The sequence below is a fragment of the Achromobacter sp. RT286_PF genome (genome assembly GCF_059760425.1).
This window is the reverse complement of record NZ_JCBAMR010000006.1, coordinates 25,202-43,089: the sequence shown is the minus strand read 5'-3', so window position 1 is coordinate 43,089 and position 17,888 is coordinate 25,202. Positions and strand designations below refer to the sequence as shown.

At 66.2% G+C, this 17,888-nt stretch carries 14 protein-coding genes; 3 read left to right on the top strand and 11 right to left on the bottom strand.

Going from position 1 to position 17,888, the window contains the following annotated elements; translation table 11 throughout:
* Positions 1-81 precede the first annotated feature (81 nt).
* Complete coding sequence (locus AC6LJY_RS07390) at positions 82-1,632, top strand: MFS transporter (protein WP_314365609.1); 1,551 nt, start codon at positions 82-84, stop codon at positions 1,630-1,632.
* Positions 1,633-1,823: 191 nt separating this feature from the next.
* On the opposite strand, the gene AC6LJY_RS07385 is transcribed toward AC6LJY_RS07390, so the two are convergent.
* The 9 genes from AC6LJY_RS07385 to AC6LJY_RS07345 all read right to left on the bottom strand — a co-directional run bounded on the left by AC6LJY_RS07385 (position 1,824) and on the right by AC6LJY_RS07345 (position 12,339).
* Positions 1,824-3,101, bottom strand: a complete 1,278-nt coding sequence (locus tag AC6LJY_RS07385) for a nitrate- and nitrite sensing domain-containing protein (RefSeq protein ID WP_498135646.1) — start codon at positions 3,099-3,101, stop codon at positions 1,824-1,826.
* Between the two features lie 16 nt (positions 3,102-3,117).
* Positions 3,118-3,891, bottom strand: coding sequence for a uroporphyrinogen-III C-methyltransferase (cobA, locus tag AC6LJY_RS07380; RefSeq protein WP_498135645.1), 774 nt, complete (start codon positions 3,889-3,891; stop codon positions 3,118-3,120).
* 25 nt (positions 3,892-3,916) lie between these two features.
* Positions 3,917-5,680: a bifunctional protein-serine/threonine kinase/phosphatase gene (locus tag AC6LJY_RS07375; RefSeq protein WP_498135644.1), complete on the bottom strand. Its 1,764-nt coding sequence runs from the start codon at positions 5,678-5,680 to the stop codon at positions 3,917-3,919.
* 24 nt (positions 5,681-5,704) lie between these two features.
* A complete protein-coding gene (locus tag AC6LJY_RS07370; RefSeq protein ID WP_046807848.1) occupies positions 5,705-6,517 on the bottom strand; it encodes a formate/nitrite transporter family protein in 813 nt (270 codons plus the stop codon).
* 43 nt (positions 6,518-6,560) lie between these two features.
* Positions 6,561-6,959 (bottom strand): nitrite reductase small subunit NirD, encoded by a 399-nt coding sequence (nirD, locus tag AC6LJY_RS07365; protein ID WP_498135643.1) that lies wholly within the window; start codon positions 6,957-6,959, stop codon positions 6,561-6,563.
* On the bottom strand, positions 6,959-9,532 hold the full coding sequence (gene nirB, locus AC6LJY_RS07360) for a nitrite reductase large subunit NirB (RefSeq protein ID WP_314365621.1): 2,574 nt from the start codon (positions 9,530-9,532) through the stop codon (positions 6,959-6,961). Before nirB ends, nirD begins: the two co-directional genes overlap by 1 nt.
* Positions 9,533-9,883: 351 nt before the next feature.
* Positions 9,884-10,507 (bottom strand): low affinity iron permease family protein, encoded by a 624-nt coding sequence (locus tag AC6LJY_RS07355; RefSeq protein ID WP_498135642.1) that lies wholly within the window; start codon positions 10,505-10,507, stop codon positions 9,884-9,886.
* 61 nt (positions 10,508-10,568) lie between these two features.
* Positions 10,569-11,651 (bottom strand): flavodoxin family protein, encoded by a 1,083-nt coding sequence (locus AC6LJY_RS07350; protein ID WP_498135641.1) that lies wholly within the window; start codon positions 11,649-11,651, stop codon positions 10,569-10,571.
* A 52-nt stretch (positions 11,652-11,703) separates the two neighbouring features.
* Positions 11,704-12,339, bottom strand: a complete 636-nt coding sequence (locus tag AC6LJY_RS07345) for a helix-turn-helix domain-containing protein (RefSeq protein WP_498135640.1) — start codon at positions 12,337-12,339, stop codon at positions 11,704-11,706.
* 127 nt (positions 12,340-12,466) lie between these two features.
* Here AC6LJY_RS07345 and AC6LJY_RS07340 point away from each other — a divergent pair, with 127 nt between their 5' ends.
* Positions 12,467-13,654, top strand: coding sequence for an NAD(P)/FAD-dependent oxidoreductase (locus AC6LJY_RS07340; protein WP_498135639.1), 1,188 nt, complete (start codon positions 12,467-12,469; stop codon positions 13,652-13,654).
* A 99-nt stretch (positions 13,655-13,753) separates the two neighbouring features.
* Here the strand turns inward: AC6LJY_RS07340 and AC6LJY_RS07335 are convergent, their stop codons facing one another.
* Positions 13,754-14,641 carry a LysR family transcriptional regulator gene (locus AC6LJY_RS07335; protein WP_498135638.1) on the bottom strand — a complete coding sequence of 296 codons (888 nt, stop codon included), beginning with the start codon at positions 14,639-14,641 and terminating at the stop codon, positions 13,754-13,756.
* Positions 14,642-14,828: 187 nt separating this feature from the next.
* Here AC6LJY_RS07335 and AC6LJY_RS07330 point away from each other — a divergent pair, with 187 nt between their 5' ends.
* Positions 14,829-16,487 carry a GMC family oxidoreductase gene (locus tag AC6LJY_RS07330; protein WP_104145079.1) on the top strand — a complete coding sequence of 553 codons (1,659 nt, stop codon included), beginning with the start codon at positions 14,829-14,831 and terminating at the stop codon, positions 16,485-16,487.
* Positions 16,488-16,506: 19 nt separating this feature from the next.
* On the opposite strand, the gene cfa is transcribed toward AC6LJY_RS07330, so the two are convergent.
* Positions 16,507-17,694: a cyclopropane fatty acyl phospholipid synthase gene (gene cfa / locus AC6LJY_RS07325; protein ID WP_104145080.1), complete on the bottom strand. Its 1,188-nt coding sequence runs from the start codon at positions 17,692-17,694 to the stop codon at positions 16,507-16,509.
* Positions 17,695-17,888 lie beyond the last annotated feature (194 nt).

The following is a 17,888-nucleotide window of genomic DNA, read 5'->3' as shown; positions in this document are numbered from 1 at the left end:
TAGGCCCTTTTCCCCAGCATTTTTTTTATCCATTTATCTGCCTAGGCATATACAGCCTGGGCATAAAAATAAGCCAAAGCCATGCAAGCCTTTTCCAGCGACGCCCCAGCCACACCCCGAATCCCTCCCGCCTTGCTCGCCACCATCGGCGCGCTGACGTTCATCGACTTCCTGCAAAACGGCATGGTCACGTTTGCCGCCACGCCCATCATGGGAGAAATCGGCGCCAGCCCCGAGGAATACACGTCCGTTGCCGTCATCTACGCCTGCGTCGCCGTGGTGATGATTGCGTTGCAAGGCTGGCTGGTGCATCACCTGGGCCTGCGCCGTTATCTGCTGGCGTCGCTGGGCGCGGCCGCAGCGGGCGCGGTGGTGTGCGCGATGTCTCGGGGTGAGGCCGGCTTTCTGACGGGCCGGGTGATGATGGCGATGGGGTGCGCGGCCATGCTGACGTCGTCCCGTTTGACGGTAAACCTGATCGCGCCGGGGCCGGCGCGCTTTCATGGCATCAAGGCGCTTGCCACGGGCCTGTGCACCGGCACGGCGCTGGGGCCGTTGCTGGCATCGGCGGCGGTGGACCACGATGGCTGGCCGCTGATGTTCTGGTTGGTGGCCGGGCTGTCGCTGCTGGCGATGTGGCCGGTGGCGCGCGCCATGCCGGGCAAGCAGGCGGGCGCCACGGTGGCCGGGCAGGCACGCCTGGCGCCGATTGCGGCGTTGGGCGTGGGCAGTTTTCTGCTGCTGCATGCGTTGCAGCGGTCCTACTACGATTTTTTCAGCGACCGCCATCGACTGGTGCTGTTCGCCCTGGCCGGCTTGCTGGCGCTGGCGTATTTCATCCGCGCCGAGACGCGCAACGGCGCGCCGCTGCTCAAGCTGGGCGGCATGAACGAGGTGCGCTTTCTGTGCGGCCTGGCGTTGTTCATGTTTTGTTATTTGATGTTGGGCGCCAACGGCTACCTGGTGCCGCAGATGCTGCAACGCGCGCTGGGCCTGTCGTGGGCCAACACGGGGATGTTCTTCGCGATGGGGTTGGGGGCGGGCGTGCTGACTTTTGCGGTCATGGCCCAGCTGCTGCCGCGTTGGCCGTCGCCCCGCAAGTTCTTCGTGGCCGGGTTTGTGGCGCTGGCGGCGTTCAGTGTGCTGATGGCTCGGCTGACGCCAATGGCAGATCCCTGGGCCGATGTGCTGCCCGCGTTGGCTTGCTATGGCGTCTTCATCATGATCTTGATGCCGGCTACCGCCATGAACACGTTCACCGGGCTGACGCATGACCCGGCGGTGTTTGCGCATGCGCAGCAGGTCAAGAACATGCTGGCGCAGGTGGGGCAGGCGCTGGGCATCATGGCGGCCACCGTGGGGCAGCAGTGGTTGACCTCCAAGCACTACAACGTGCTGCAAGCGGGCGTGACGCAGGGCAACATCAATGTCGAAGCCGCGAAGGCCGCGCTAAGCGGCGTGTATGCCGCGGTGGCCGATCCGGTGCAGGCGCAGCGCATGGCGCTGGCGCGCATCGCGCAGCTGGTGGATCAGCAGTCGGCGCTGCTGGCCAATCTGGATCACTTTCGCGCCCTGGCTGTGTTGGCAGTGGCCGGCGTGCTGATCAGCTGGACGCAGCGGGTGTTCCGGTAGCGTGGCCGTGCCGATGGCGCGCATGTTTCGATACCGCGCAGGTTCCGGTACCGCGCATGTTCCGATACCGCGCAGGTTCCGGTACCGCGCATGTTCCGATACCGCGCAGGTTCCGGTACCGCGCATGTTCCGAACCCGCAGCCACCCGAACCCGCACCCGCCCGAACCCGCAGCCGCGCCGACACTGCCCCTCAGTTCGGCCCCAGCTGCCCGATCACCTGCCGCGCCACATCGGCCAGGGACAGGCCGCCGTCCATGGCCGCGCGTTGCAGGCGTTCATGGGCGGCCTGCTCGGTCAGGCCGTATTGGTTGATCAGCAGCCGCTTGGCGCGGTCGATGCGCTTTCTTTCTTCCAGCGCGACGCGCACCGTGTTCAAGGCGTCGTCGGTGCGCTGCATGTGCAACGTCTGCTCGCGCATCATTTCAAGAATGGACCGCTCCAGCACGCTGCCCACGCCATCGGCGGGCGGCGTGTCCAGGGGCCGGCTTTGCACGCTGAACACCATGCTGGGCGCGCGGCCGCTGGCATGGTCGGCGTAGCGCGACAGCAGCAGTTGTCGGTCGTCCAGCTCCTGGCGGGTCTCGACGATGCGGCGTTCGCATTGCCGCGCCAGCGCCTGCGCCAACAGGCTTTCAACGTCGCGCATGGCGTCGATGCGGGCCGTGCACAGCTCGAACCACAACTCGGCCAGCGTGCCGTCCACGCGCTGGTCGGCGGACGTGCGTTGCGCCATGTCGCGTAGCCGTTCGACCGGCTGGCCTTGTTGCTGGATGCTTTCCCAGCGTTGCAGCGCGGCGTCTTCGGCATATTGCGCGTAGATGTCGAAGCTGCGGGCCTGGTGCGCGGCCAGGCCCAGCATGCGGGCCTTCTGCGGGTCGGTGAAGAAACCGTTGGTGAAGCCGATGACGCCGGTGGCGCGTTCCTGGCCGCTGAGTTCCTTGCCCTGCATGAAGTTCAGCAGCGCGACCAGCAGGCGCGTCACGCCGGGGTCCAGCGCGGAATCGGCGGCTTCGAACACCACGGCCAGCAGGCTGCTGATGATTTGCGTGTAACGGGCATCGGCGTCTTCGGCGGGCACGGACACATCACGCACCTGGCGGCGCAGCGCCGGCAATTCGTCCAGCCGAAACAGCGCGAAGGCAATGCAGTTAAGCAGGCGGGCCTTACCGCCGGCGTGGGGGGCGGTGGCCGCCAGCCCGTCAAGAAAACGGCGGACGTCGGCCTCGACGCGGGCGGATTCCTGAGCCAGCCCGCTCAGCGTCTGGGCCTTGCCGTCTTGCGGCACGCCGTTCTGTGCGCTGCACAGCGTCAGGTTGGAGTAGCCGCGTTCTTTTTGCAGCGCGTGCACCAGCGCGCTGACGTGCACGGCCAGTTCGCACGTGACGGCCAGGGTTTCCAGGCCGTGCAGTTCACTGCGCCGCGCGGCAAGCAGGAAACGCAGCGGGGGTGGGATGTGGCGTTCGACCATAAGGGCAAAGGGAGGATCAGGCGCTGCGGCGCATCAGCGGTTCGGCGGCTTGCGGCAGGGGGGTATCAACCCTGTCAAGCACGTGGCATGCCGCGACGTCGCCGATGACCAGCACGGCGGGGCTGCGCAGCTGAAAGGCGGCGGCGTCGGACGTCATGCCGGACAGCGTCGAGCGGCATTCACGTTGATCCGCCAGCGAAGCGCGTTCGATCATCGCCACGGGCGTGTCGGGCGCCATGCCGGCTGCCAGCAACTGGCTGCTCATGTCGTGCAATTTGGCTACCCCCATGTAGACCACCAGCGTCGTGCCGCTTTGCGCCAGCCCCGTCCAGTCGGGCGTGGCGCCGTCCTGGGAATGGGCGGTGATCAGTGTAACGCCCTGGGCCATGCCGCGTTGGGTCAATGGGATGCCGCAAGCGGTGGCGGCGGCCAGCCCGGCCGTGATGCCGTTGACGATTTCACAGGCCACCCCGTGGTCGCTCAGCCATTGGGCTTCTTCGCCACCGCGTCCGAAGATGCAGGGGTCGCCGCCCTTTAGTCGCGCCACGCGCAGCCCTTGGCGGGCATAGCGCAGCATCAGCCGCTGGATGAATTCCTGCGGGGTTGAACGGCAGCCACCGCGCTTGCCCACATAGACCAGCCGCGCCTGCGGGCAGTAGTCCAGCACTTGCGGGTTGACCAGGTCATCGACCAGGACGACGTCGGCTTGTCCCAACGCCCGCACGGCTTTGATCGTGAGCAGTTCGGGGTCGCCGGGGCCGGCGCCGATCAGCCAGACGGAAGGGTTCATGATGGGCTCCAGGGGATGCAGGGGATCAGCGATCAAGCAAAAGAAAAACTACCACCACGAACTGGACCAGGCACAGGCCTTTCCAGAACGCCAAAGGGTTGCGTTCCAGCAGCGGCAGCCGTTCGCCCCGGTGCGTGGCCTCGGGCGGATGGCGCAGCGCGTGCGTGAATTCCGATAGCTCGGCGGTGCGCAGCGCGGGGTCTGGGTGCAGCGCCCGGCTCAGGACTCCGTCGACCCAGGCGGGCAGCTCGCGCTCGCGGTCCAGCACCGACACATAGGTCAGCCGCATCTGCGCGGCGCGGCTGCGCGCGCGCGCCACGTCGGCGCCATAGGGCAGCCGGCCGGACAGCATCTGGTAAAGCATGGCGGCCAGGGAATACAGGTCGGATCGCGGCGTGCCGGCTTCGCCCAAAAAGTATTCGGGCGCGGCGTATTGGGCGGTGCCCAGCATGGCGGGCGGCTCGTCGCCCTGCGGGGCGGCGTCCCACAGCCCGGCCGCCTGGGTCGAGCCCAGGTCGATGATGCGCGCCACGCCGTCGTCACCGATCAGCACGTTGTCGGGCCGCAGGTCCTGGTGCACGATGTCCAGGCGATGAAACGCTTGCAGGCCACGGGCAACCTGTTCAATCAGCGTCACCGCCTGCGCCAGCGTGGGGCGAGGGTTTTGCGCCATCCAGCGCGTCAGCGTGCGCCCGGGCAGGTATTCGCTGACGGTGTACAGCGTGCGGCGCTCGCGCGGCATGGCCCAGGCGCGCACGACATGGCGGCTGTCGATGCGGCGGGCGATCCATTCCTCGGTCAGCAGGCGTTCCAGATACGCGGGGTCATGCCGCAGGTCCAGCGACGGAATCTTGATGACCACCGCGTCGCCGCTGTCGATGTCATGCGCCAGATAGACGTGGCTGCGGTGGCTGGCGTGCAGCTCGTCCTGGATGCGAAAGCCCTCGAATTCCATGCCGGCCGCCAGCAGCGGCGGGCAGGGCAGGTTCAGGCTGTATTGCGCCAGTTCAAAGGCGCGGCGCGCAGGCAGGGCGTCGATGCGGACGATTTGCGCGGTCAGGTTGTCGGTGCTGCCGCGTTCCAGCGCCCGCTGCGCCAGGCGGCGCGCCGCCGCGTCCAGTGCGTCGGGGTGGGCCGCGATGGCCTGGGCGACGTCGTCCGCATTGATATGTTCGTAGACGCCATCGGTAGCCAGCAGAAAGACGTCGCCGGCTTCCAGCGGCTGCGTGTGGTAGTCCACTTCCAGGTGCGGCGCCAGGCCCAGCGCGCGGCCCAGATAGCTTTTGTCTTGCGATATCCAGACGCGATGGTCGTCGGTCAGCTGCTCCATCACGCCCGCGCGCAAACGGTAGATGCGCGCGTCGCCAATGTGCAGGATGTGCGCGGTGGTGGCTTTCAGCACCATCACCGTCATGGTGCAGACGTAACCCCGATCCGCATCGCGCGGCTGGTCGGCGTGATGGCGTTGGCGCGTTTGCCCGTGCAGCCAGCTGTTGGCCGCGCTTAATACCTTGTGCGCCGACTTTTTCACCGACCAGGTTTCGGGCGTGCAGTAATAGTCTTCCAGAAAGCTAGCCACCGCCGTTTCGCTGGCGATGTGGCTGACCTGGCTGCTGCTGATGCCATCGGCCAGCGCAATTGCGATGCCCTTGGTGTGCAGCAAGGGCTCGCCGGGCACGCACAGGCCGTGAAAATCCTGGTTGACGGGTTTGACGCCCGGCTCGGTGTGCTGGCCCACCGCCACCCGCAACGTAGCGGCGGTGCTGGGGCCGGGTTCGCGGCGGTCCATTGCGGTGGGCGTCCCGATGCGCAATCAGTTGAAGCGGCGCTTGGGCGCGGTCTTCATGTGCGTGGTGTACAGCGTCAGGCCGGTCAGCGAGATGCCGCCGATCAGGTTGCCCAGCACCACGGGGATTTCGTTCCAGATCATGTAGTCCATGATCGAGAACTTGCCGCCCATGATCATCGCCGACGGGAACAGGAACATGTTCACGATGGAATGTTCAAACCCCATCGCAAAGAACAGCATCACGGGCATCCACATGGCGATGACCTTGCCGCTGACCGACGTCGAAATCATGGCGCCGACCACGCCCAGCGACACCATCCAGTTGCACAACACGCCTCGGATGAAGATCGTCAGCATGCCGCCCGCGCCATATTCCTTGTAGCCCAGCGTGCGGTTTTCACCGATGTGCGCAATGACTTCACCGACCTTGTTGGGCGGTACGGAAAAGCCGTAGGTAAACACAATCGACATCAACACGGCCACCGTCAGCGCACCCAGGAAATTGCCCACGAAGACAACGCCCCAGTGCTTGAGGATGGCCTTCGCGGTCACGCCCGGGCGCTTGTCGAAGAGGGCCAGCGGCGTCAGCACGAACACGCCGGTCAACAGGTCAAAGCCCATCAGGTACAGGATGCAAAAACCCACGGGGAACAGCGCCGCGCCCAGGATGGGCGAGCCGGTCTGCACCGTGACGGTCACCGCGAACACGGCGGCAATGGCCAGGATGGCGCCCGCCATGAAGGCGCGGATCAGAACGTCGCGCGTCGCCATGTAGATTTTGGATTCGCCGGCGTCCACCATCTTGGTGACGAATTCGGAAGGGACCAGGTAGGACATGATTTACCTTTTGCGTTGGTGACAGTGATCAGGAGGCGCGGCGTCAGGCGATTTCAACGGTGTCGCCGTTGAAGCGGGCCTGCCAGGTGCGCAATTGCTGTTCGGGGTACTGCACGCAGCTGCCGTCGGCCAGACGGAAGTGCTGCTTGTAAAGCGGCGAGGCCACGACCAGATTGCCGCCCAGATGGGCAAGCAGGCCGCGCCCGATAACGTTGGCGCCGGATTTGGGATCGCGGTTTTCAATCGCGTATAAGTCCGGGCCGTCGGCGTCGGGCAGGTAGAACAAGGCAATCTGCTGGCCATCCAGCAAGACGACCACGCCGGAGTCGGCAACGAGGTCATCGCGGGTGCAGACCGCGCGCCAGGTCGGTGCGCGGGAGGCGGGGGGGGCAGAGCGCGCGGCAGTGCGGGCGCCAGTGGGGGCGGGGGCCAGGGCGTTCATCAGACGATCTCCTCGGCGATGGGGATGACGCGCGCCGCCGGGCGTGCAGGCGAGGGGGCCGGGGCGGGCCGGGGTTGGCCGCGTTCTTGAACAAACTGAATGTCCGGGTCGCCGCCACGCTCGTTGACGAAGGTGCGGAAGCGCTTGAGCTTTTCCGGGCTGCTGACGGTGTTGGCCCATTCGCATTCATAGCGGTCCACCACCAACTGCATTTGCGCTTCCAGCTCGGCGCCCAGGCCCAGGCTGTCGTTCAGCACCACGTCCTTCAGATAGTCCAGCCCGCCTTCCAGCGACTCGCGCCAGACGGATGTGCGTTGCAGCTTGTCGGCGGTGCGGATGTAGAACATCAGCACGCGGTCGATCATGCGGATCAGCGTGGCGTCGTCCAGGTCGGTGGCGAACAGTTCGGCGTGACGCGGGCGCATGCCGCCGTTGCCGCACACGTACAGGTTCCAGCCGTTTTCGGTGGCGATGACGCCGATGTCCTTGCTTTGCGCCTCGGCGCATTCACGGGTGCAGCCGGACACCGCGAACTTCAGTTTGTGCGGCGACCGCAGGCCCTTGTAGCGGTGTTCGATGTCCAGCGCCATGCGCACGCTGTCCTGCACGCCGTAGCGGCACCACGTGCTGCCCACGCAGGACTTCACCGTGCGGGTGGACTTGCCGTAGGCATGGCCGGTTTCAAAGCCGGCGGCGATCAGTTCGCTCCAGATGTCCGGCAGTTCGTGCAGCTGCGCGCCGAACAGGTCGATGCGCTGGCCGCCCGTGATCTTGGTGTACAGCTTGTATTTCTTGGCGACGGCGCCGATGGCGATCAGGCCGTCGGGCGTGATCTCGCCGGCCGGTATGCGCGGCACCACCGAATAGGTGCCGTTCTTTTGCATGTTCGCCATGAAGGTGTCGTTGGTGTCTTGCAGCGGCACCAGGCGCGGTTCCTGAATGGGGCGGTTCCAGCACGACGCCAGAATCGACCCCACGGCGGGCTTGCAGATGTCGCACCCGACGTGGCCCTTGCCATGGCTGGCCAACAGTTCTTCAAACGTTTCGATGCCGCCGACGCGCACGATGGCGTAGAGCTCCTGGCGGGTATAGGCAAAGTGTTCGCACAGGCTTTTGTCGACGGCGACGCCGCGACTGGCCAGTTCGTGTTCCACCACCTGCTTGAGCAGCGCGGCGCAACCGCCGCAGCCCGAGGCCGCCTTGGTGCAGCTTTTTACGCCGGCCAGGTCGGTGCAGCCGCCGTCGATGGCGGCGCTGACGGCGCCTTTGCTGACGTTGTGACAGGAGCAGATCGTGGCGGTGGCGGGCAACGCATCGACGCCCAGCGCGGGCGCGGCGCTGCTGGCGGGTAGGATCAGGCTGGCGGGGTCGGCAGGCGGCGCGATGCCGTTCTGCGCGTATTGCAGCAAGGTGTCGTAGTAGCGGTTGTCGCCCACCAGCACCGCGCCCAACACGCGCTTGCCGTCTGCCGATACGACCAGGCGGCGATAGCTGGCGCCGGCTTCGTCGATGTAGCGGTAGCTGCGCGCGCCGGGCGTCGTGCCATGGGCGTCGCCGATGGAACCCACGTCCACGCCCAACAGCTTGAGCTTGGTGGACATGTCGGCGCCGGTAAAGGGCTGTTCCGGCACGCCGCACAGCTCGGCGGCGGCGATGCGCGCCATCTGGTAGCCCGGCGCCACCAGGCCGAACACGCTGCCGTTCCAGGCAGCGCATTCGCCAATGGCGTAGATGTTTTCATCGCTGCTGCGGCAATGGTCGTCGATGGCCACGCCGCCACGTTCGGCCAGCGCCAGCCCGGCGCGGCGTGCCAGCGACACCTGGGGGCGGATGCCGGCCGAAAACACGATCAGGTCGGTTTCCAGCGGCGCGCCTTCGGCAAAGCGCATGCGATAGCGGTACTGCGTGCCGGGCTTGATGTCTTGCGTGGCGCGCGACAGGTGCACGCCCACGCCCAGCGCCTCGATGCGCGCCTTGAGCGCGGCGCCGCCTTCCTCGTCCAACTGCACCGGCATCAGGCGCGGCGCGAATTCCACCACGTGCGCTTCCAGGTTCAGCGACTTCAATGCGTTGGCCGCCTCCAGCCCCAGCAGGCCGCCGCCCACCACGACGCCACGGCGCGCGCCTTGCGCGGCCGCGCGGATCAGGTCCAGGTCGTCGATGCTGCGATACACCAGGCGCGACGCGCCCTCGGCGCCGGCGATGGGCGGCACGAACGGGTAAGAGCCCGTGGCCAGCACCAGCTTGTCGTAGCCGACGCGGCCGTTGGCCGTGACCACTTCGCGCGCGTGGCGGTCGATGTCCAGCACCGGTTCGCCCAGATGCAGGGTCAGCCCGTCGCGGTCATAAAAGGCGGCCTCGCTCATCGACATCGATTCGGCGTCGCGGCCATTCAGGTATTCGGACAGATGCACGCGGTCGTAAGCGCGGCGCGTTTCCTCGCCATAGACGTGGATGCGATAGCGCTCCAGCGCGCCGCGTGCAATCAACTGTTCGACGCAATGGTGGCCCACCATGCCGTTGCCGATGACAACCAAGGTCTGCAAGGAGGCGGGAGTGGCCGTTGCTTTCATGAATTTCCCCAGGCTTGTGGTTTGGGTTTCAAAAGACAAAAAGCGCCCTGGACCTGTCGGTCGGGGCGCCTTTGCCGGTACTGCTTAAATTGTGCCGCGGGCCTGTTGGGGCCTGCATGAACACTTAAGCAAAGACCATGCCAGGTTGGAAAAGGACGGCCGCGCGGGGCGGGATTGCGCGCGGCGTCATAGGGAAAAGGGGGGAAAGCGTGGGGACATCAGGCGACACACGCGGCCTCCAGGCGGGCCGCGCGGTGCGTCAAAGCGGTGCAAGTTGTTGTGCGCCGCGCACTGCTTTGGCGCGGCGCGATGGGGTACGGCGTGGCGGCGGGCGGCAGGGCGTCGTCGGGGTCAGTGATTCGCGCCTTTGCCCGCGCGGAACGCGCCGCGTCGTACCCGCAGGCTGCTACGGACGGTGGTCTTGCTGCCCCTGACCGACTTCGATCGGCGTGACTTGGTCCCCTTGGGGCGGTCGCTGCGTGCCTTGGCGCGCGCGCGTGCGGTGCACGCCGCGGCCAGCGCCAGCAGTTTGTCTTCGTCCAGTTGTTCGGCGTCCACCAGTTGTTCGTCCGCGCCTTTCAAGGCGATCAGCAGTTCGTCCAGCTTCAGGTGCAGCGCGCGGCCGTCCTTGTTCTGACTTTGCTGAATCAAGAACACCATCAGGAACGTGACGATGGTGGTGCCGGTGTTGATGACCAGCTGCCAGGTTTCCGAATAGCCGAAGAAAGGGCCGGTGACGGCCCACACGATCACGGCGCACAAGGCAGAGCCGAACGCGATGGGCGAGCCCGCCCAATGCGTGACGCGCGCGGCAAAATGGTCGAAGAATTTTGTGAAGGCATTCGACTTCGGCACGGGTTGCGGCTGCTTGCCTTGCTTGTCGGCCGGCGTGTCGCCCGGCTTGTCGTTTTGCTTATCGCTCGGCTTGTCGCCGTGCTGTGGCGCCGTCTTCTTCGCTTCCACATCGTTCTTCATGAGCATCACCTGCTAATCCTCATCGTCTGATTGCATTGCATCTACAAAGCCGCCGTCCCGGCTACTTGGGCCGCGGGTCGTGCAGCCCCGCATCGGGCGGGGTCAATTCACCGGCGCGCAGGCGCGGCAGGCAGTTCGCCATGGCGCGCGCAACGTTGCGCACCTCTTCCTGCACCGCCGTGTCCAGGTCCAGGTCGGCGTGGCTGGTGGCGTAGGGCTTGTAGTAGCCGATGTACCGCTCCAGCCGGGCCATCGACCCGGCATCAATCAGGCCCATCCAGTCCAGCCAATCGCTCAGCGCGCGCCGTTGGCCCTCGATACCGGCCACGTCGCCGTGCACCACCAGGCCGTAAGCCCGGCCCGCCAGGTGTTTCGGATAGGGCCAGCCGTCCAGTTCAATGGCCTTGGCCTTGGCCGCGTCCTTGCCGGACGTGGTGGTGGGGTCCGGGTTGCCGCCGTCGGCGCACACCAGCCGGTCGATCATCAGCTTGAGCGGGCTGGGCGACTGATACCAATAGGTGGGCGCCAGCAGGATCACGCCGTGCGCCGCCACCCACTGCTCGTAGATGTCATTCATGGCGTCGTTGTCCTGGCCCAGCGAATGGTTGGGATAGCAGCTGCACGGCCAGTGGCAAAGCGGCATGGCGGTGGACACGCAGCCTTTGCACGGATGGATCTGATATTGGTATTCGGACGTGAGCCGGCTCAGGTCCAGCAGGTCGGCCTGGACGTGGGCGGCTTCCAGCTCGGCGCACACGATCTGCGCCAGACGCCACGTTTTGGATACCTCGCCCGGACAGGTGCCGTCGTTGCGCGATGCGCCCACCACGACCAGCACGCGCGACGGCGTATCCGCGCGGCGCTGCTTCTGTGCGGCTTGCGCCAGGCGGTCGTGGGCGTCTTTCCATTCCACCGACAAGTCGTAGTCGGGATCGGCGTAGGCCGCGCCGGCCTTGACGGTGATGGGCGCTTTGCGGCCGCCCTGGTAGGCGTCCCACGCAATGGCTTCCAGCCGGTCCAGCGCGGCTTGTTCGGCCTGGAAGGCGGGGTCATAGAAGCGGCGCATGAAGCGCAGCCGGAAGGTGTCGCGCGAAAGTGGTCCGGAGTATTGGCCGGTGCGCACATCGGGCTTGGGTGCGGTCATGAAGCTCTGCCTGCGAACAGTGACGCATGGCAAGCAGCAAGCCGCGTGCCCGTCAGTTGCCGCCCGTCATCACCACCATGATCTCGGCTGGCCGGGCGCTGCGCGTTAAATAGATGTGCCCCACACCGCTGTCGAAATAGGCCGTCTCGTGCTTGGCCAGCACCAGCGATTCCCCGTTTTCAAAGCGAATTTCGATTTCGCCTTCCAGCACCACCAGGAATTCCTGGCCGGCGTGGCGCATGTAGTCATCGAATTCCGACGCGTCGCGCGCCAGGATGCGGCCGTACATGGGCGTCATGCTGCGCTGGGGATACTGGCCGGCCAACAGTTTGTAGTCGTAGGCGCCGGTCATGTAGCCGGGCGATTCGGCCAGGGTGCAGCGCAGGGCGGCCGGGGCAGGGCGGCCGTTTTCCGCGGGGGTGACGGGGCCGAACAGGTGGGCAATATCGACGTCAAGCGCACGCGCCACGGCGGCGAACTTGGCGTAGCTGATCGACACCTGGCCCAGTTCCATCTTCGATAGCGTAGACAGCGCCACGCCGGTCAAGGCCGACAGTTCCTTTAATGTCATTGAGCGCGCCCGGCGCAGGCCCCGCAATCGGACGCCCAGGCTGGTCCGGTCGGCCAGGATGTTGTCGGCGGGCGAGGCGGCGGGGGGCGTAGAGGCGGGCGGTCGGATGATGGGCATGTCGGTGCTTTCCCTAGGCGTCAGGGGCAAGCGCTAGGCTGGCCGGTTTTTTTCGTTGACGGATATTTTGTCATATCCGAGAATTCTCAAATACGAGAAATAGCCGCTTCATACATTGGCTCGTACATTGACACGTACTTTGGGACTGCAAGTGGAACACGCATCGAAAGCGCAGCAATTTGACGTGGTGATTGTAGGCGCGGGCATTGCCGGCGCGTCGTTGGCGTATCGCCTGACCGCCGAAAAACCGGGACAGACGCGGGTCATCTTGCTGGAACGCGAGTCGCAGCCTGGCTACCACTCCACCGGCCGCTCGGCCGCGATGTTCATGGAAACCTATGGCACGGCGCAGATCCAGGCGCTGACGCGCGCCAGCCGCGCTTTCTATGAGAACCCGCCCGCCGGTTTCACCGAACACCCTTTGCTGCAGGAACGCGGCTGCCTGTATATCGCCAGTGCCGAGCAGCGCGACCAGCTGATCCAAGGCTATGAGGCGGCGACGGCGCAAGCGGGCAACGTGCAGTTGCTGGACGCCGCCCAGGCCATGGCACGTGTGCCGTGTATCCGCCCCGAAGCGGTGGCGGGCGGCGCCTTGTTTGAAGCAGACGCGCGCGACCTGGACGTGCATGCGTTGCACCAGGGCTTTCTGGCGGCAGCGCGGCGGCAGGGCGCGGTCGTGCATTGCAATGCCGAGGTGGAAGCCGGCCAACGGTCGGACGACGGCGTGTGGACGTTGCGGCTGACGGACGGCGCCACGCTGCACGCAGGCGTGGTGGTCAACGCGGCGGGCGCGTGGGCCGACGACCTGGCCGGGCGCTGCGGCGTGGCGCCCGTGGGCTTGCAGCCCTGCCGGCGCAGCGCCTTCATTTTTGCGCCGCCCGACGGCGTGGATTGCAGCGCGTGGCCTGCCGTGGTCGGCATCGACGAAAGCTTCTACTTCAAGCCGGACGCGGGTCAGTTGCTGGGCTCGCCCGCCAACGCGGACCCGGTTGCCCCGCACGATGTGGTGGCCGAAGAACTGGACGTGGCCACCGGCATCTATCACATCGAATCCGCCACCACGCTGACCATCCGGCGGCCGTCCCACGTGTGGGCCGGGCTGCGTTCGTTCGTGCCGGACGGCGACATGGTGGTGGGCTATGACGTGGCCCAGCCCGGGTTTTTCTGGCTGGCGGCGCAAGGCGGCTACGGCATCCAGTCGGCGGCGGGCGTGTCGGCGATGGCGGCGGCGTTGCTGGCCCGACAGCCGCTGCCAACGTGGCTGGTGGACGAGGGCGTTGCGCCGTCCCTGATGGCACCGGGCCGGCTGCGCTAGCGCGGACGGCCGGCGACCGGGCTGCGGCCGGGGTGCGGCCGGGAGTTGCGGCCGGGAGTTGCGGCCGGCGTTGCGGCTGCGCAGCGGCGTTGCGGCCGACTACCCGAACGCGGCCATGACTGCCGTGAAGGCCGCCGCGACCAGAGGATCGGCGCGGCGGGTGGCTTGCGTGATAAACGACAGTTCCGCCTGGATCGCCAGGCCGGGCAGCAACAGCAGCCCGTTCGCCTGGGACTCACGCAGCGCGATGGAATCGCGCACCAGCGACAGCCCCACGCCCGACCGCACCAAGTCCAGCATCGAGGCTTCCTGATCCACCTGCGCCACCGCGTTCGGCGTGACGCCCAGCGCATCGAACCGGGTGGCCAGCAGCCGATGGTGCACCGAATCCGGCGGCGTCCAGATCCACGGCAGCGCGGCAATGTCCTGCCATCCACGCCCGGCCACCTGCGCGCCCCATCCCTTGGGCGCCACCACGTAGTACGTGAACGTGGCCAGCGGCAACACGTCCAGCAGCGGTGGGCCGCCCGTGGCCCCGGCCGGACCCAGGAAAAACCCCACATCCAGCTCGCCCGCCCGCACTTGCCGTCCCACCGAGCCGGACATGCCGTGGCGCAGCGTGGGGCGGATTTTCGGATAGTGCTCCATCAGGTGTTGCAGCGTGGCCCCCAGCCGCAGGAACTCCGGGTCCAGGATCGTGCCCATGCGCAGTTCGCCCTGCACGGTGTCACGCAAGGCGCTGATGGCGCGCTGGAAGTCTTCCATGGCGTCCAGCACGCGCTGCGCGGCGGGCAGCAGCGCGCGCCCGTCGGCATTGGGCGCCAGGCCCTGGGCGCTGCGCGCAAACAGCGTCAGGTCCAGCGATTCCTGAAAGTTCTTCAGTTGCAGGCTTAACGCTGGCTGCGTCAGGTGCAGGTGTTCGGCCGCGCGGGTCAGGTTGCCTTCGCGCGCCACGGCGGCAAAGGTGCGTAGATGCTTGAGGTCCATGGCGCCGTCCGAAATGGGGTGAGCATTATTAAAGGTGCTTATAAACGGATTTTCAACATTTCATTGGACAGCGGCGGCCTGCTGCGCCAGAGTCACGCCAGATGCCCGGCGTGCGTGGCAACGCCGAAGCCGGGTCGGCTCAATGTGGCGGCAGGTGTAAACCCCGCCAAGCAGATAAGAAGAGCTTATGGAGACATACGACTTCGTCATCGTGGGCGCGGGCTCGGCCGGCTGCGTGCTGGCCAACCGGCTCAGCCAGGACCCCGGTACCCGGGTGCTGCTGCTGGAGGCAGGCGGCCGCGACAACTACCACTGGATTCATATCCCGGTGGGCTATCTGTATTGCATCGGCAACCCGCGCACCGACTGGATGTACCGCACCGTGAAAGAACCGGGGCTGGGCGGCCGGTCCCTGATCTACCCGCGCGGCCGGGTGCTGGGCGGGTGTTCGTCCATCAACGGCATGATCTACATGCGCGGCCAGCGTGAAGACTATGAAGACTGGGCTGCGCTGTCGGGCGACCCGGCCTGGGGCTGGGACCAGGTGCTGCCGGTGTTCAAGCGTAGCGAAGACCACCACCGGGGCGCCAACGAATTTCACGGCGCCGGGGGCGAATGGCGGGTCGAGGCGCAGCGCTTGCGGTGGGACATCCTGGAAGCCTTCGCGCAAGCGGCCGAACAGGAAGGCATCCCTCGCGTGCAGGACTTCAACCGGGGCGACAACTTCGGCAGCGGCTATTTTGAAGTGAACCAGCGCAGCGGCTGGCGCTGGAATACGGCCAAAGCATTTTTGCGCCCGATTCGAAAGCGGCCCAACCTGCATGTGATGACGGGGGCGCAGGCCGAGCAGCTGGTGTTTGAAGGCAAGCGCTGCGTGGGCGTGCAGGTGCGCGTCCAAAGCCAGGGGCAGGGCAAAGGGCAGGGCAAGGGCGAGCCGCGCCTTGTCACCGTGCGCGCGCGACGCGAGGTGGTGATGGCGGCTGGCGCGGTCAACACGCCGCATCTGCTTGAACAGTCGGGCATCGGCGAACCCGCGCGCTTGCGCGAAAGCGGCATCGCGCTGCGCCATGCCTTGCCGGGCGTGGGCGAAAACCTGCAAGACCATCTGCAATTGCGCGTGATCCTGAAGGTCAATGGCGTCAAGACGCTGAACCGGATCGCGGGATCTTGGTTGGGCAAGGCGGGCATCGGGCTGGAATACCTGCTGCGCCGTAGCGGCCCGATGAGCATGGCGCCGTCGCAGCTGGGGGCCTTTGCCAAGTCTGACCCGGGCCAGGCGCGCGCGAATGTAGAGTTTCATGTGCAGCCCTTGTCGCTGGGCGCGTTTGGCGAACCGCTGCACGCCTTCGACGCCTTCACGGCCAGCGTGTGCAACCTGCGGCCGACGTCGCGCGGCAGCGTGCATGCGCAAGGCGCGGCGGGCACGCCCGCTGGCGCGGCGCCGGTCATTGCCGCCAATTACCTCAGCACCGAGGCCGACATCCAGGTGGCGGCCGATTCCATCCGACTGGTCCGCCGCATTGCCGCCGCGCCGGCGTTGCAGCGCTATCGCCCAGAGGAATGGTTGCCGGGGCCGGACTACCAGACGGACGCGCAACTGCGCGAGGCCGCCGGCAAAATCGGCACCACGATCTTTCACCCGGTGGGCACGTGCGCGATGGGCAAGAGCGCGGACAGCGGCGCGGTGGTGGATGCGCGCCTGCGCGTGTTCGGGCTGGAGGGGTTGCGCATCGCCGACGCGTCGGTGATGCCGCTTATCACGTCGGGCAACACCAATTCGCCCACCATCATGATCGCGGAGCGCGCCGCCGACATGATCCGCGAGGACGCCGACATGCGGCGTTAGGTGGGCGAATGGCGCCGCGTCAGCGCAGCGAGCGGTACACGTCCTGGCGCTGCGGGTGCGTCAGGATGACTTGCCACAGCTGCCCTTCGCGTGACCGGAAGAACCCGGCGCAACACATCAAATAGTATTTCCACATGCGGTAGAAGCGCGTGCCGTAACGCGCTTGCAGCGACGGCCAGGCGCGTTCAAAGCGGTCCCACCAGGCCATCAGCGTGCGGTCGTAGTCGGTGCCGAAGTTATGCCAGTCTTCGATGATGAAGCGGTGTTCGACGGCGCCGGCGATTTCGCGCGCGGACGGCAGCTTGCCGTTCGGGAACACATAGCGGTCGATCCACGGGTCGGTGCTTTGGCTGGTGGCCGCGATGCCGATGGTGTGCAGCAGAAAGATGCCGTCCGGCGACATCAAACGCTGCACGTTGCTGAAGTACGTGTCGTAGTTCTTCGGCCCCACATGTTCAAACATGCCCACCGACACGACCTTGTCGAAGTTGCCTTGCAGGTCGCGGTAGTCTTGCAGCAGCAGTTGCACCGGCAGGCCCTTGACGCGATCCTGCGCCAGCGCCAGCTGCTCTTTCGATACCGTCACGCCGGTGACCGACACGCCGTAGTTCTCAGCCGCGAACTTGGCCAGCCCGCCCCAGCCGCAGCCGATATCCAGCAGCGTTTCACCGGGCTTGAGTTGCAGCTTGCGGCAGATCATGTCCAGCTTGGCCAACTGCGCTTCTTCAAGCGTCTGGGCGTTTTCCCAGTAGGCGCAGGAATAGATCATGCGGCTGTCCAGCATGGCTTCGAACACGTCGTTGCCGGCGTCGTAATGCTGTTCGCCCACTTCAAAGGCGCGATGCTTCGATTGCAGGTTGAACAGCTTGTGCCGCAGGTGTTCGGCAATCAGCTTGATGCGCGCGACGCCTAGTGCGGCCGAGCCCATGTCGGCGCGCAGCAGTCGGGTGAACAGCTCGTCGAGCCGTTCGCAGTCCCATTCGCCGTCCATATAGGATTCGCCCAGCCCCAGCGACCAGCTGGCGAAGACGCGTTCGTACATATGTTTGTCATGTACCTGGATGTCCCACGGGCGCGTGCCGTTGATCTGCACGTCGGCGCGAGACAACACGTCTTGAAGCACTTTTGGCGGTTCGGGGGGCGGGGGGCTGACGTCGGGTGAAGAATGGTCGGCGGTCAGCGGAGAGACAGGACTGCTTTGCTGCATACGGACTCCATATCAATTTTGGGATGACTGATCTGGCAATGCCTGAAGCTCATAACTCTGGCCCCAACGAACGGCCGATTCCAATTTAATGAATGGATCGGCTTGATAGCCAACGGCAATTTACCTGCCGTGCAAACCGGGGGCGCCAGTGAGAATGGGGTGATCGTAGCGAGGCGCGGGCGCAGTGTCCAGCC